This is a genomic window from Vibrio sp. SCSIO 43155 (assembly GCF_023716605.1).
In the GTDB taxonomy this organism is placed as follows: Bacteria; Pseudomonadota; Gammaproteobacteria; order Enterobacterales; family Vibrionaceae; genus Vibrio; species Vibrio harveyi.
This window is the reverse complement of the sequence record NZ_CP071853.1, coordinates 1,657,759-1,673,383: the sequence shown is the minus strand read 5'-3', so window position 1 is coordinate 1,673,383 and position 15,625 is coordinate 1,657,759. Positions and strand designations below refer to the sequence as shown.

Annotated in this window: 13 protein-coding genes; 3 read left to right on the top strand and 10 right to left on the bottom strand. The window is 47.6% G+C overall.

Annotation, left to right across the window (positions count from 1 at the left end):
- The first annotated feature begins 56 nt into the window (after positions 1-56).
- Both J4N44_RS24320 and J4N44_RS24315 read left to right on the top strand, forming a co-directional pair.
- The gene (locus J4N44_RS24320; RefSeq protein WP_026138307.1) at positions 57-1,220 is read left to right on the top strand and encodes a MerR family transcriptional regulator; all 1,164 of its coding nucleotides are present in this window, start codon (positions 57-59) and stop codon (positions 1,218-1,220) included.
- A 7-nt stretch (positions 1,221-1,227) separates the two neighbouring features.
- On the top strand, positions 1,228-1,800 hold the full coding sequence (locus J4N44_RS24315; protein WP_051177488.1) for a GNAT family N-acetyltransferase: 573 nt from the start codon (positions 1,228-1,230) through the stop codon (positions 1,798-1,800).
- A 136-nt stretch (positions 1,801-1,936) separates the two neighbouring features.
- Here the strand turns inward: J4N44_RS24315 and J4N44_RS24310 are convergent, their stop codons facing one another.
- The 5 genes from J4N44_RS24310 to blaCARB form a co-directional block, all read right to left on the bottom strand.
- Positions 1,937-2,365, bottom strand: a complete 429-nt coding sequence (locus J4N44_RS24310; protein WP_017189509.1) for a CesT family type III secretion system chaperone — start codon at positions 2,363-2,365, stop codon at positions 1,937-1,939.
- Entirely contained in the window at positions 2,365-3,348 is a 984-nt protein-coding gene (locus J4N44_RS24305) for a YopT-type cysteine protease domain-containing protein (protein ID WP_252045331.1), read from the bottom strand. Before J4N44_RS24305 ends, J4N44_RS24310 begins: the two co-directional genes overlap by 1 nt.
- Before the next feature lie 387 nt (positions 3,349-3,735).
- Entirely contained in the window at positions 3,736-4,785 is a 1,050-nt protein-coding gene (locus tag J4N44_RS24300) for an alcohol dehydrogenase family protein (RefSeq protein ID WP_503064199.1), read from the bottom strand.
- Positions 4,786-4,787: 2 nt separating this feature from the next.
- Positions 4,788-5,303, bottom strand: a complete 516-nt coding sequence (locus J4N44_RS24295) for a TetR/AcrR family transcriptional regulator (protein ID WP_252045330.1) — start codon at positions 5,301-5,303, stop codon at positions 4,788-4,790.
- A 127-nt stretch (positions 5,304-5,430) separates the two neighbouring features.
- On the bottom strand, positions 5,431-6,282 hold the full coding sequence (gene blaCARB / locus J4N44_RS24290; protein ID WP_005452579.1) for a CARB/PSE/RTG family carbenicillin-hydrolyzing class A beta-lactamase: 852 nt from the start codon (positions 6,280-6,282) through the stop codon (positions 5,431-5,433).
- Between the two features lie 212 nt (positions 6,283-6,494).
- Between blaCARB and J4N44_RS24285 the strand changes: the two genes are divergently transcribed.
- Positions 6,495-7,826 (top strand): ferredoxin reductase family protein, encoded by a 1,332-nt coding sequence (locus J4N44_RS24285; RefSeq protein WP_252045329.1) that lies wholly within the window; start codon positions 6,495-6,497, stop codon positions 7,824-7,826.
- Positions 7,827-7,888: 62 nt separating this feature from the next.
- Here the strand turns inward: J4N44_RS24285 and copI are convergent, their stop codons facing one another.
- From copI to J4N44_RS24260, 5 genes are all read right to left on the bottom strand, one after another.
- Positions 7,889-8,455: a copper-resistant cuproprotein CopI gene (copI, locus tag J4N44_RS24280; protein WP_252045328.1), complete on the bottom strand. Its 567-nt coding sequence runs from the start codon at positions 8,453-8,455 to the stop codon at positions 7,889-7,891.
- Positions 8,456-8,531: 76 nt separating this feature from the next.
- Positions 8,532-11,741, bottom strand: coding sequence for an efflux RND transporter permease subunit (locus J4N44_RS24275; RefSeq protein WP_252045327.1), 3,210 nt, complete (start codon positions 11,739-11,741; stop codon positions 8,532-8,534).
- Positions 11,742-11,743: 2 nt separating this feature from the next.
- The gene (locus J4N44_RS24270) at positions 11,744-13,462 is read right to left on the bottom strand and encodes an efflux RND transporter periplasmic adaptor subunit (RefSeq protein WP_252045326.1); all 1,719 of its coding nucleotides are present in this window, start codon (positions 13,460-13,462) and stop codon (positions 11,744-11,746) included.
- A 164-nt stretch (positions 13,463-13,626) separates the two neighbouring features.
- Positions 13,627-15,018 (bottom strand): TolC family protein, encoded by a 1,392-nt coding sequence (locus J4N44_RS24265; protein ID WP_252045325.1) that lies wholly within the window; start codon positions 15,016-15,018, stop codon positions 13,627-13,629.
- A gap of 135 nt (positions 15,019-15,153) precedes the next feature.
- Positions 15,154-15,576 carry a hypothetical protein gene (locus J4N44_RS24260; protein ID WP_039840344.1) on the bottom strand — a complete coding sequence of 141 codons (423 nt, stop codon included), beginning with the start codon at positions 15,574-15,576 and terminating at the stop codon, positions 15,154-15,156.
- Positions 15,577-15,625: the final 49 nt, after the last annotated feature.

The following is a 15,625-nucleotide window of genomic DNA, read 5'->3' as shown; positions in this document are numbered from 1 at the left end:
GACCTGTCTATAACTCTACAGTTTAAGATGATTTCATCAGCGCTGAGGAAAATTACATGTATCGGATATCGGAACTGGCAGAGATGCTGGGTTTGTCTCGCACCACATTGCTCTATTACGAGAAGATTGAGCTCATCAAAGGGCAACGGTTAAGCAACGGCTATCGCGCTTACAGCGATGCGGATCTGCAACGCTTGCGTTTGATCCAGCAACTGCAAAGCGGCGGACTGACGCTCAAGGAGTGTAAAGCCTGTCTGGAAGCTAAAGTAGATCGCCAATTGATGCTAGAAAGGCTCAGGCTCCTCGATGAAGAGATTGAGCAAAAGCAGAAATCACGTCAGCTTTTGGCGGCGCTGCTGGGCGAAACACCGTTAACCGATTGGCATGAATCGTTGGATGAAGTTGCACCGGATGCGCACTTGAAATGGCTTATGACGCAAGGTTTTAGCGAGAAAGAAGCCCTTCACTTACGTTGGTTATCAAAAGATATGAACACTCATGAAGATTACATGGCGGACTTCTTCCGCGTATATGAAGCCTTGGAATTTTGGGGACCGGGAGCAGAGCAAGACACCTTGAAGGCATTGAGTATGCTACCTACGCAACCTGATGAAATTCTGGAAATCGGCTGTGGACAAGGTATCGCGACTCGCACGCTGGCTCAACACGCACATGTTACTGCTGTTGATAATGACGAACCATCGTTGCAGCGCCTGAAAGGCAAAGCTCAAACTCTCGGTTTAAGGGACAAGATCACAACAGTGTGTGCCAGCATGACAGAGCTCCCGTTTGCAGAAGGCTCGGCCGATGTCATTTGGGCAGAAGGCAGTGCATACATCATGGGCGTGGAGAACGCATTCAAAGCATGGCGTCCATTGCTTAAAGAAGGTGGTATCTTAGTGCTGAGCGATTTGGTTTGGAACACCGAGACTCCAAGTGAAGATACGGTGGCGTTCTGGAAGAAAGAGTACCCAGATGTGGGCAGTGTCGAGAAGCGAATTAAGCAAGCAAATGCAGCGGGATACCATGCGCTAGAGACGTTCCCAATTAGCCAACAGGCATGGGATAACTACTACGTTCCTTTAGATGAGCGTGTGCAAAGTTTGAAAGCTGAGATGCTGGAATCGCAAGCATTAAAAGACATACAAGTTGAATTAGATATCGTTAAACGCCGTCGTAACGAAGTGGCGTATCAGATGTATATCTTACAAAAAGATTGATAGAAAAATGAACGAAACAACAAATCAAAACACACAAAAAACAAACTACACATTTTCTCCTTACGAGAGAGTAATGAGCAGCGAGATGATCGCTTTATTTACTCAAACCTTTTCTGATTCTGAAGGCGAAGTAGAAGGCAAAACCATCGGCTCGCTCGTCGGTGACTTACTGACAACAACCCCAGAACAGGAGCTAAAAGGCTTTGTGGCTAAACAAGGTGAACGTTTAATTGCAGGTGTGTTGTTTACGCCACTACGCTTTGAGAGTGGTGAAGTAGGTTATCTGTTATCACCAATGGCAACTCTGACAGAATGCCAAGGAAAAGGCGTAGGACAAGCCTTGATCAACTTTGGTCTGGAACACTTAAAACAGCAAGGCATTGAGTTGGTATTTACCTACGGCGATCCTAACTTCTATTCGCGCGTTGGGTTCCAACAAGTCTCCGAGGAACAGTTCAAAGCGCCACATGCCTTGAGCTTTCCACATGGTTGGCTGGCGCAATCACTTACAGGTGAGTTGACGCCAACTCAAGGCACATCTTCTTGCGTGCAAGGTTTGGATAGTCCTGCTTACTGGTAAAAGAGATAAGGCAATCTGGTGTTGCCGCGCTCCATCCACAAATAAGTAACGCCCAATCACGCGGGCGTTACTTATGCTAAGTCTATACCCAAGTCATTCTCGCTGAAGCTAGCATCTCAAGGTTATTTGGGTGTATTTACACTGAGATCATATGCGGTCGGATATTTGTTGGCTGAGTGTTTTCTGGGGTTGGATCCACATCAGAAATCGCAGCCTGTTTTTCGATAAGGTCCTGAATAAAGCACTCTACCCATGCTTCTAATGCTGCCACATTAAGCATCGCAATAGGTTGTTGAGACCATAAAACCGCGGTGTTTTCTTGATGAGAAACAACGTGAGAAGGCCAATATTCACCAAAGATATTGCTCTTTGCCAGTTGCTCTGATATTGGGTTCATCTCACCCAGCTCTGCATATAGGACCATCCACTCTTCATTCTGATGCGTGAAGTGAAGTTGATATTTTTCGTTGATCAGCAGACTGTAAATGCCATCTTTTACGATTGGGCTCTCTAGACCATTCTTTTCAAAAAAGCTGCTAACTAGGTACTCGAATGTGGTTGTCATTAATGGTTAGCCTCCAAGTTGACGATGCTAAACTCTCCGGATAAACCAAATTTTGGTAGGTCGTAGCCTGATTTATGCCAGAAATCCTGAGTAAACCAGTTGGTGAAATCTTCTTTGCTTGAGAAAGAAAACTCGCCGAAGTTAGGGTCAAAGAACGTCACGTTATCCCCATCTACAGCCGCAGCAACGGCATGTGCATTACTTGGTCCTTCCAGACCAATCTTCTTAAATAGTGATGTTTTAGGACCATTATCAACGATCTTCGCAGCGAGTTCTGCCGCTCCATTTTTGCCACGGCTTGTTTGCCCACTCACGCGTGATAATGAACCGAGTTCTCTATAAGGCGATTCGATGTTATTGCTTCTTAACCAACCTTCTGTGATAGTTTCTTGGTGATTGCCAAGCATGCCATCGGTTTGCAGTTGCGCGACGGACTGCATTGTCTCTTTATTCAACTTGCCTTTATCGCTTGCTGTTCCTGATTGAAATAACTGCTCCCCTAAATTAGAACCTTCCGCTCTTGCCTTCATCCAATGTGCGCTGAGTGCTTCACAGCATCCGCCAGAGGTATTGGTGTCTTTCAAAATGGCGTTTTTGATGCTGCCCGTTACTTGGGAGAGCTGCATGGTTACCTCGCCGTTATGTTTTGCTACTGAATTGCGTAACGAAGCGGTTTTCGTACTGACCAGAGCATGCAAAATACGATCGCCTAGAGTTTGTACTGCTGTTTTAAAGTTTTGTAGCCTTGATCTAGGTTCTGCACTTTGTTCTGGTGTCGCGCTTTTCAGAGATAATGAACTGATCGGTGCTGGGTTGGCTGCTACAACGTTATTAAGACGTTCTAGCATCATATTGCGGATCGCATCTGACGGTGTTTGTGTGCTCACACTCAAACCACCGAGTTGACCTTGATTTTGTGCTTGTGTAACTGGTGTAGAGATGATTGGTCGACTGATAGGAGAAACATTAGTAACACCTTGCATAACTACCTGCTTTTCGTTATTTGTTTTGTGTGTAGCAAGATTAACCAAAACCTATCAAGGTGGCCTGTTAGCCATGGTCGTTGTTTTGTTGATTTGAGCGGGGTACTGCTTTGAATTGATAAAGGGGGAGTTGACGTTAATCAGTTAATTGATTGGAGATTTCGGGGTCAATACATGCGCCAATCACCTTATCAGCATTTGTTTTTGCTCTAAAAATTCATTGCAGATAAGCGGGAACTTAAAAACGGTAGTACGTGTTTGAGTTGCATCGCCAAACAAAACCTACCGTTTTCATGTTGGAGTCTACTTTCCGATCTTCATCCTGAGATAGCTTACATATATGATATATCTTCAGGTTTCGTCATAAGTACTGCTTCATCATCAGTATTATTTCACGGTAAGGACCATCTTGCCTATGTGCCCCTTCTCTTGGAATGCCGCTTGCGCTTGGTTGATGTCTTCAAGTGGGAAAGTCTGCGCGACCAATGGTTTGATGTTGCCTTGTTCAATGTGATGAACCAAGTTTCCAAACACTTCAGGCTCAAGGACGGTACAACCAAAGAAGCTGAGATCTTTGAGATACAGAGTGCGCACATCTAACTCAACCATCGCGCCGCCAATGGCACCTGAGACCGCGTAGTGACCTTTCGGGCGTAATACATCGAGAAACTGTGACCACTGGTCGCCAGCAACTAAATCAATCACCACATCGACGCTGTTGTTGCCAAGTGCTTCAACAAGATTTGCGTTGCGTGGCACGACTTCATCTGCGCCCAGTTCTAGCACTTGTTCATTTTTGCTTGGACTTGTGATGGCAATAACGATGGCACCGCGTGCTTTGGCAAGTTGAATCGCTGCAGAACCGACCCCGCCGGAAGCACCAGAAATCAAGACACGATCTCCCTTGGCAACACGAGAGCGCGTGAGCATGTTTTCTGCCGTTGAGTACGAACATGGGAAAGACGCAAGCTCTACATCGCTCAAATTCGTGTTTAGTTTGTATGCGTGCGTAGCTGAAACCACGGTGTATTCAGCAAATCCACCGTCGCATTCTGAGCCAAAGTACCAAGGTGGATTAATGGTTTCGCCATTTACATCGCTTAAGCAAGGCTCAATTAGAACGCGTTCACCTATGCGGCGTTCATCTACCATACTACCCACGGCAACGATCTCGCCACAGACGTCAGCGCCTTGAATGCGTGGAAGAACCAGTGCATTGCCGCTCCAACTTGCATCCTCGCTGTTGTTGTCGCCTTTTGAATACCAGCCAATACGCGTATTGATATCGGTATTGTTCACGCTCGCTGCGGATACACGAATCAGCACTTCGTTCTCTTTTGGCGTTGGGACAGGAATATCTTGGCGGTATTCCAACATTTCTGGTCCGCCGTGACCGGTCAATAGAACACCTTTCATTGTGGTTGGTAGTGTTGTCATGATTAATCTTCCTTTAGCAATCTTAAAACAGCTTGTTGCGCAGAGTTCAGAGCCTCGTTACCCAGTACCGGCCAAGCGCTGGATACCCCTTCGTGTAATAAGAACAGCTGTGTGGCGAGGTCTTGGCGAAGGCTCTGTTTACCCAAAAAATGTCGAACGTCTTCTTTATGTGCTTTCACGGTTTGGTTGATGATGTCGTGTTCGGGAAATGCCGCAACCGCGTTCATCGACATGCAACCATGCGGTGCGTAGTCTTCCATCCATTGTTTGAGCTTACTGAAGATATGCTGAGTCGCCTCTACCCCTGTTTGTGGAGAGTTATCCAACAGGAAATTCAGGTAGCGTTGGTGACGGTGTTCTAGTGCGGCAACGATCATTTCTTCTTTCGAAGGATAATGCTTGTACAAAGTTCGCAAGCTCACGCCACAAGCGGCTTTGAGCTGCGCGACACTCGGCTCTGCAAACCCAAGTTCGCTAAAAGCTTGTTCTAAATTGGCGGCGATCTGTTCTTTCAACATAGCGTTTTCTTAAGGTAGAATGAATGTTCTACTTTAGGGTAGAGCGATCGTTCTACCTATGTCAACTAAGATCGTAGATATAAAAAAACGGAGCCTGAGAGCTCCGTTGTTAATCATAAAGTTAGTGTTAAATATTTTTGTATTCGTCCAACACCAGTTGGCTAATCTGAGCAATCACTTGGTCACGAGCTTGCAGTGACAGATCGGTGCCGGTGATATAGATACTGATGTAAACAGGCTTGTGATTTTCTTTCCAGATCATCGCGGTGATACCACGTGAGCCAAAACCGCCTGCGCCAGAACGATCTGCAATTGACCAGCCTTTAGGCAACACAGAACGCATTAGAGAGTCAGATACCTTGTTGTCTTGCATCCAGATCTTTAATTGAATGCGAGATTCATACGATAGCGCGTCGCCTTCTAGTAGGGTGTGTAGGGTGTTTACCATGGCGTTAGGTGTTGTCGTGTCTTGCTTGTCGCCCGGTTTCGCTTCATTCAATCTCGGCTCAAAACGGTCAAGTCGGGTTGCTTTGTCTCCAATGGTACGCAAGAACATTGTCACACCACGAGGTCCACCCACACTGCGCAAAACAATGTTGGCTGCGGTGTTGTCACTCATCAGCATCGCGGCTTCACAAGCATGCTCAATGCGAGTCGTTTGACCAGCCATGCGGTCCATCACCGGAGACCACACCACCATGTTGCGTTCTTCTACTTTAGCGGTCGCGTTCTTATCGAGCTTTTCATTATCCATGTCATTTAGCATGGTCGCACATGCGAGTGTTTTGAAGGTGCTCATCATGGGAAAGCGCTCATCGCCACGATAATCCCAATGCTCATCGGTTTGTGTATCCCAAACCGAAACACCGATGCGACCTGAGATATGTTCTTCTATTGCAGCGAGGTCTTCATTGATTTTGGCGGCGTAAGTTGCACTTGAACAGGCTAACAATCCGAGCAGCAGAAATAGCTTTTTCATCGTTGATTTTCTTAGTGTTATTAATACCAGTTCTTACTCTGGTGACATTACCCGGAACTATAACGAGTGAATACTCTAATAACTGTTAGATTCATGTCTTTTTTCTGTAGGAATCTTTGCATATGCCAAGCTTTACCCGTTTTTACGCTTATTGACGTTGTTTTACATGTGAAGGACTAAAGTAAAGTTGTCGATTAACCGAGTAACCAATCATGAAAACAATCCGCAATATCATCTGGGCAATGATCGCCGTGATGTCCGTATTATGGTTTGCGATGGAGCCGCAGCTTTTCTCTTCCAGCAATGTCTTTGAATGGCGATCTGCCATGATCCAATATTCAGGCATTTTGTCTTTGATGTTGATGTCGGTCACCATGGTGTTGGCAATGCGTCTGCCTGTGGTTGAAAACTGGCTACATGGCATGGACAAAGCGTATCGAGTGCATAAATGGTTAGGTATTAGCGGTGTTGCATTGGGTATTGTGCACTGGCTTTGGTATCAAGTGCCGAAATGGTTGGTTATGTCGGGAGTATTGGCGAGACCAGTAAAACACTCAGGAGCAGGACCTGCTGGTAATTTGTCTGGTATTGAAGCTTGGGTTAGTGGTCTACGTGAATTTGGGCAGAGCCTTGGTGAGTGGGGCTTCTACTTACTGTTGGTGTTGTTGGTGGTTTCTTTGTGGAGTGCGATAAAATACAAACCGTTCAAACTCTCTCACCGTTTGATGTCGGCTGCTTATCTATTGATTGCTATCCATTCCGTGCTGTTGTTAAAACGCGCGTACTGGGGTGAGCCTGTTTACTACGTTACGGTCGCCTTTGCAGTCGTTGGCTCGATCGCCGCACTTTACAGTTTGTTTGGCTTGGTTGGACGTCGGAATAAACACTCCGCTATGGTGACTTCTACACGTTACTTCCCACAAGCAGAGGTGATGGAGTTAGTTTTAAAACCAGACGCGTCTTGGCAAGGGCACAATGTGGGGCAATTTGCCTACTTGCGTTTTGGTGACGAAGATGCGCATCCATTTACCATCGTATCCGGTAGTGAAAGTAACGAACTGCGTTTCTTAATCAAGGAGCTGGGCGACTTTACCACTGGGCTTTATGAACGAGTGCGAAATGGGGACGCAGTCACGATAGAAGGTCCTTACGGTCGTTTAGCATTTGATTTAGATAAACCGCAAATTTGGGTTGCTGGTGGGGTAGGTATTGCTTCTTTCTTTGCTGCTTTGGAAGCATTAAAAACGAAAGCGAGTAACAATAACGTGCACTTGTTTTATTGTACACGTGGTGTGGATAGCCATTTAGTTGATGAGCTATGGCACCTTGCTCACCAAGCCAACGTCAACTTGCATGTGATAGACACACTGAAAGCACCACGTTTAAATGCTGAGCGTATCATCGTGCAATGTGGTCATTTAAATCAGTATGAAATGTACTTCTGTGGACCTGAAGCGTTCTCAAAAACATTGAAAAAAGAGCTCGAGGCGTGTCAATTTAATATTGAAAGAAGCTATCACGAAGAGCTGTTTGTAATGAGATAAAAATCGTTATTGAATGAGAAAGGAGCTGAATGAACAGCTCCTTTTGTATATCTGATTTGATACTACAGCTCGATACTTTTAACCATGCCAGCTTCCGCATGACCCGGAATGTTGCACGCGAACTCAACGTTGTTGTCACCGTGGAAATGCCACAGCAACTGCTTCGCTTTACCCGGTTCTACCGTCACAGAATTGCCTGAGTCGTGCATGTGCCCACCAGTCATTGTCTTCATCATTTCACGATGTTCTAGCTGCTCTTTGGCAGAACCGATAGTGAACTCGTGGTCGATTTTACCCGTGTTCATGACTACAAACTGCACCACATCGTTTGGCTCAATCTTAACGTCCTTCTTGAACTTGATTGTCATGTCATCACCTAAGATAACGTGTACCACTTTGTCTGGCTTTGCCCCTTTTGCAGGCATACCAACTGCCGACATGCCCGGCATATCCATCATGTTTGAATGGTCCATTTTACTGTGGTCCATCTTCATGCTGCCGTGGTCCATATTTTCATGCTTCATGTTGCTATGATCCATGTTCGCGTGGTCCATGTTTGAATGATCCATTTGGGCAAACGCAGTCGTTGTTGTTAGGGCTAGAGCAAGAGTGATTAGTGTCTTTTTCATTTTTATATCCTTGTTTTAATTCATTAATAACTTGGTTGCTTCCCCCCAAACGAATTGATTGAGGGGAAGGTAGGGATTAAGCCTTGTTGCCAGTGCGACCTGTGCTGTCGGCGTTTTCGATTTGGTTGCCAGTTTGCGTGCTTGTTTGGCTCGGAGTTGAGTTGTTTGGGCGCAACTCACGTTGTTTCCACAGCTTGAAGATGGCTGGAAGCACTAACAGCGTCAGCAGCAGTGCTGATGCCATACCGCCAATCATTGGTGCGGCGATGCGTTGCATCACTTCTGACCCTGTGCCTTCGCCGTACATGATCGGAATCAGACCAATAATGACCGTCAGTACCGTCATCATTACTGGGCGAACACGCAGGCCTGCACCTTCACGAATAGCATCAGTTAGGTCTTTCGCTTCAAGCTTCTGTTGACTCTCTTCCGCATCCAGCTTTTTGTAGTGCCATGCTTGGTTGAGGTAGACGAGCATGATGACCCCAATTTCAACCGCGACACCTGCTAGGGCAATAAAGCCGACCCCAACGGCAATCGAGAAGTTGTAGTTGAGGATATGCATGAGCCATAAACCACCGACCATAGCGAGCGGTAGGGTAAGCATGATGATCATTACTTCGCCAACGCGACGGAAGCTAAAGTAAAGCAGCAGCATAATGATGGCGATGGTGATTGGTACCACGACACTCAAGCGATCTTTCGCACGCTCCATGTATTCGTATTGACCAGACCAAGCCAGCGAGTAACCCGCAGGAAGTTCCAATTGATCAGCCACGACTTGCTGTGCTTCCACGACGTAAGAGCCAAGGTCACGCCCATCAATGTCGACAAATACCCAGCCGTTTGGACGCGCATTTTCTGTCTTGATCATCGGAGGGCCGTCTTCGTAACGAATGTCCGCTACATCAGCCAGCGCAATACGGGCGCCATTTGGTGTCACTAACGGCAGGTTTTGCAGTTTAACCACTGAATCACGGTAGTCTTGTGGGTAACGAACGTTGATTGGGTAACGCTCCAAGCCTTCGATGGTTTCACCTACATTCATGCCGCCCACCGCGGTCGAGATCACCTGCTGAACGTCTTTGATGCTCAAGCCGTAACGCGCCGCTGCACGACGTTTAATGTCGATCGTGACATAACGACCACCTGCTACACGTTCTGCGTAAACCGATGCCGTGCCTTGTACGCCATTAAGAATTGGCTCCAACTGAGAACCGATCTTCTCAATCACTTTCAGATCGGGTCCGGCGATCTTAATGCCGATAGGGGTTTTGATACCCGTTGCCAGCATGTCGATACGGGTCTTGATCGGCATTACCCAAGCGTTAGTAAGACCAGGGAACTGAACCAGCTTGTCGAACTCTTTGCGCAGTGACTCGGTTGTTACCCCTTCACGCCATTGATCGCGTGGCTTCAACTGAATCACGGTTTCAATCATGGTGAGTGGTGCTGGATCGGTTGCGGTCTCAGCTCGGCCAATTTTGCCCCATACGGTTTTCACTTCTGGAACGGTTTTGATCAGCTTGTTGGTTTGTTGCAGAAGCTCGCGCGCTTTACCAATCGAGATACCCGGATAGGTCGTTGGCATGTACATCAAGTCGCCTTCATCCAGCGGTGGGATGAACTCGCTACCCAGTTTACTGGTTGGGTAGTAAGCCGACGCCATTAGACCTAATGCAATAACAATCATGGTCTTAGGGTATTTTAAGCTGGTATTCAACAGCGGGCGGTACAACGCGACCAAGCTGCGGTTAACCGGGTTTTTGTGTTCCGGTAACACCTTACCGCGAATGAAGTAGCCCATAAGAACAGGGACGAGTGTGATTGCCAAACCTGCTGCCGCTGCCATGGCGTAAGTCTTAGTGAACGCAAGCGGCGAGAACATCTTGCCTTCCTGACCTTCTAAGGCGAACACCGGTACGAAGCTAAGTGTAATGATCAGCAACGAGAAGAACAGCGGTGCGCCGACCTCTTCTGCGGCTTTGCCAATTACTTGCCAGCGGTTTTTTTCGGTCAGTGGCGTTCGTTCAATGTGCTTGTGAACGTTTTCAATCATCACGATTGCACCATCTACCATGGCACCGATGGCAATCGCGATACCACCAAGGGACATGATGTTGGCGTTGATGCCTTGCCAATGCATTACGATAAACGCAGTGAGAATGCCGACCGGTAGGCTCAGAGCGATAACCAACGAAGAACGAATGTGGAACAGGAACAACGCACACACAATCGCGACGACGATGAACTCTTCTGCAAGCTTCTTCCAGAGGTTTTCTACCGCTGAATCGATAAGGGTAGAACGGTCGTAGGTTGCAACAATTTCCACGCCTTCTGGTAGGCTGCGTTGTAAGTCTGCGAGTTTGTCTTTGACTTTCGCAATCACTTCACTGGCGTTTTCACCAAAGCGCATCACGATAACACCACCCACAGCTTCACCTTCGCCATTCAGCTCTGAGATACCACGGCGCATTTGTGGGCCAAGGTTAATGTCTGCGATATCACCTAATAGCAACGGCGTGCCTTTCTCAGTGACTTTTAGCGGCAGTGACTTGATGTCTTCAATGCTGGTTAGGTAACCCGTGGTACGAACCATGTGTTCGGCTTCCGCAACTTCGATAACGGACGCGCCGGTTTCTTGGTTGCCGTTTTGGATTGCCATGTTCACTTGTTGCAAAGTGAGGTTGTACGCACGCAGCTTAGCAGGATCAATCTGCACTTGATACTGCTTCACCATACCGCCCACGGTAGCGACTTCAGAAACGCCATCCACGGTTTGCAATTCGTACTTCAAGAACCAGTCTTGCAGGCTGCGAAGATCCGCCAAATCATGCTTGCCGGTTTTGTCTTGTAATACGTAGCTGTAAACCCAGCCCACGCCCGTTGCATCAGGACCTAGGGTTGGTTTTGCGTTCGGTGGCAGCTTTGGTGCTACTTGGCTTAAGTACTCCAACACGCGTGAACGTGCCCAGTACATGTCGGTATCATCGTTGAAAATGATATAAACGTAAGAATCACCAAAGAAGGAGTAGCCACGAACTGTCTCAGCACCCGGCACGGCAAGCATGGCGGTGGTGAGTGGGTAAGTAACTTGATCCTCAACGACTTGAGGAGCTTGCCCCGGATAGCTTGTCTTGATGATCACTTGCACATCAGAAAGATCCGGAATCGCATCAACAGGCGTATTCTTTACACTGTAAAGTCCGCCTAATACAAGGGCTAAGGTCGCGACCAACACTAGGAATCGGTTGCTCAGTGACCAACGAATAATAGCATTGATCATAATTAACCCTCGACGGCTATTGTTGCAGGAATTAGCTGTTTAAGAACGTAGTCAGATCCTTGTTTTTCAACTAGAAACCGAACTTTCTGTCCTTCTTCAAAACCCGATAGATCAACGTCTTCACCCACAGAGAAGTTCATCTCGCCAGCATCCCAGTTCCATTCTGCAACCGGTAGGTGGTTTAAGGTGATCATGCCAAAATCAGCCATCAGCATGCTAATGTCACCAGTTAGCCAAACTTCTGCGGCAATGACGCTGTTGTCTGCCTTATAGTCGATGATTTGGTACTGACCGGACTCCGTCTTTTGCATTTCAAATTCGATAGCCTGACCTTTTTTCAAGTCACCCATTTCAACGCCATCTGCGAAAGTGAAGTTCATTACCATGCCCGGCCAATCCCATTCTGGTACAGGCTGGTGGTTGATGGTCAGCATGCGGTGATCTTTCATCACATCCGTGATCTCACCTTTGGCCCATGCTGTTTCTGCCGCTGCTTCTACACCATTGATGCGAGACAGATCCGCCGACTGGCTTGATTCAGAATCGAGCATGAAGTGAGATGAAGTAACGATCTTGTCGCCCTGTTTAAGTCCTTGTAATACTTCGATTTGTTCGCCAGCTTCGCGGCCAACTCCAATTCGAGCTGAGCGGTATTTGCCGTCGCCTTCAGCCAGAACAACGCGAGTCATACCGCCAGAGCGGATAACAGATGATTTAGGAATCGTTAACACTGCGTCGTCAGTGACAGGTTGTAAGGCAATATTGGCGAACATGTTTGGCTTCAATGCGCCATCTGGGTTAGGGAATTTAAGACGTACACGCAACGTACGTGTTTTCGGATCGAGGATTGGGTACACGTAATCCACGACACCTTGCCATTCATTGCCCGGAATCGCGTCAAGGGTCATCGTGGCTTGAGAACCCGCTTTCATCCAGTGCGCTTGACGCTCAAAGACTTCTGCATCAACCCAAACATTGTCCAAAGGACCTGCACTGATCACCGCTTGAGCAGGGGATAAATAGCCACCTTCACGCACGTTTAAGCTCGCGATAACGCCATCAGCAGGCGCTTTTATTTCAATGGTTTGCGATGCTTTACCACTACGAGTAATGGATTTGATTTGAGCGCGGTCAACACCAAGCGTTACCAAGCGTTCGGTCGCGCCTTTTACAAGACCTTTGCGGCCAGTGCGGTACGCATTCAGCAATTCTTCTTGTGCTTTAACCAGTTCAGGAGAGTAGAGCGTGAAAAGCACATCGCCTTTCTTCACTTTCTCACCCACGGCATTGATGTAGAGTTTTTCTACCCAACCCGCCACACGAACGTTGGTTTGCCATAACAGACTTTCATCAAAGGCAATATAGCCAACCGTTTCGATGCGTGGTGATAGCTGTTGTAGTGTTGCGTTTGCGGTTTTAACCCCGAGGTTGTTTTCTATTGAAGGGTCGATAGTCACAGTACCTGATGCGTCTTGTTCACCGGATAGGTCTTCTGCGTAAACCGGGATCAAATCCATGCCCATTGGGGATTTACCCGGTTTGTCGCGTTTGTAATTCGGATCCATTGGGGCAACCCAGTAAAGCGGGTCATTAGAGTTTGCAGCAGACTCGCCACCCATCGCACTCATGTCGTGAGCCGAGCTCGTAAGAAAATGATTAGCACCAAACCCTAAAGCACCACCAACAATCAGCGCGATGGTTGCAATCTTAAATGTTTTCATTGTTTTACCTTATTTTCCCCTTCACATTTGACGCTACAGCGTTGTTGCCTGCTCTCGTTCACCCAAATCACATAGAAGATCCCTTGGTTTATAAGGGAAAGTGCTCATGGGATTCTCTCGTTTGCCGCCTAGCTGTAGCCCCAACTGTCTTGGGGAATCACAAATTAATATGTCGAAATAGAGCGAGCTTCCGGTGAAGCCACTTGGTAGTCGAAACCACCGAGTAGGGTGGCTAAATTGCTGTTTGCGATGTTGAGATCGGTCAGCAGACGTTGTTGCTCTAATTGCAGAGCCAACTCGTCAGTCGTGGCAGAAATCACATCGTTAAACTGCGCTGTGTTGTTTTGATAACCCCGCTCGACGGCTTGAATGCGCGCTTTCGCTTGAGGCAATAAGGTGGATTGATAACGTTCTAAGCGTTGGGTTAAGTTGCCGCGATCAACCAGCAAAGTGTTCACCTTGGCATTCATCTGCGTTAGTAAGGTGTCTTTTTGCGATTGTGCCGCGCCAACTTGGTATTGAGCGGCCGCGAGATTGCGATCTTGGCGGTCACCTGTGAACAGTGGAATGTCCATGGTGAGGTAAGCGCTAACCAAATCAGAGGCGGGCTCACCCATCATGTTTTCGGCTTGGCGGTAGGCGTACATTACTTCGACGCCAAACTGCGGGTTGTAGGCTTGCTCAGCAATTTCCACCTGCGTTTTATTTGCAGAAATGCTGACGTCGGCCATCTTAACCATCGGGTGTTGGCTGAGTTGCTGATAATGCTTGGTGGAATTCTGACTCGCAGCAAGTTTGCTGTTCAGTGTGTCCCAGTTCAATTGGTTGCTCGCGTGCAAAGCCTGTTCGTTTGCCAACCAATCTGACCCCAACCATTCGGAGAGTTGAGAGATAAGACGACGTTGCATTTGTGCGTTGGCTTGCAGTTTCTCATCCAACTTGCTGACTTGTAATTGAGCGTTGAGTAGGTCTTGCGCTTCACTCTTACCAATCGAATAGTTGGTTTGAATAAAGCTTTCCATCTCCTTCATCAACTTGCGGTTCTCAAGCATGATTTGCTCCGCGCGTTGCTGGTAACCAAGCTCTAACCAAAGTTGAGTCATGCTGTTGGCTACCTCAAGCTCACGAGCATGAACTTGAAGCCCAAGGCCGTCGGCTTGTTGATTAGCTTTCTTCTGCTGTAAATCAAGCGTAGAGCCACGCTCAAACTGTTGCATTAAACCAACGGAGATGTTGGTCATTGGGTCTTCATCGAATTTGAAGCTGTCGACAGGCAAGCCACCAAAACCCACTTTCAGTTTTGGGTCCATCAAGGTCGCGCTCGCGACGCCCGTTTCACGCATGGCTGCAGATTGCGCTGAGTATTGCTTACGATTGCCATCGTTACTCAAAGCGACGTTGATCAGTTGGGCAAGCTTGGTCGTTGAAGCTCGCTCACTTGATGCGGAATTTTGCGCTGCGTGCGTCTCTTTACCTGCGGCGTTAACCAAGGTTGGCGCAGCGACCAGAGCCACCATAAAAATAGGTGCAGCTAAGCGGTATGGTTTGATATCCATAATCTAAATCCAGTGTTCGCCGGATCGATGGAGGTGCGGATTTTATTGCGGGAACAGTAAAGCCTTGTTACCTCATCGTTCAGGCGCATTAAAACAACCTGCGATACACGCGCAGGGTCGAATGCTAGGACGGATTTAGGCTATAGGAGGTCGGTATAGGTCGCGGCTGACGTGTACGACTGGGGAAGCAACTTCAGGAGTAATAGTTGCGCGATAGACGACGGGCATCGGGCTATTGACAGGATTCGGTAGGGGGACGAAAACTATCGTACACGCGGCAGTACAGCAGGTATGAACCATGCCAGAGCCTCCACCACAGTTCATGCTGGTTTCTCTTGCATCTCCATCTTCGGACATAGAAGCGTCAGTCATGGAGACGTCCATCATGCCAGGCATACCGCAGTGTTCGCTGTCACTCATCATAGAAGGATGGTGAGCCATGCCAGTAGACATCATTTGAATATTCATCAACGGCTCACTGTTCGCCACACTAGATACCAATAGTACTAGCGTCGTGAAGAGAGTTAACCAGATTGTATGCAGCGATTTTAAGTGCATACCCTTTCCCATGTGTTTGATGAAAATGATGAAAACCCTTCGATTCTAA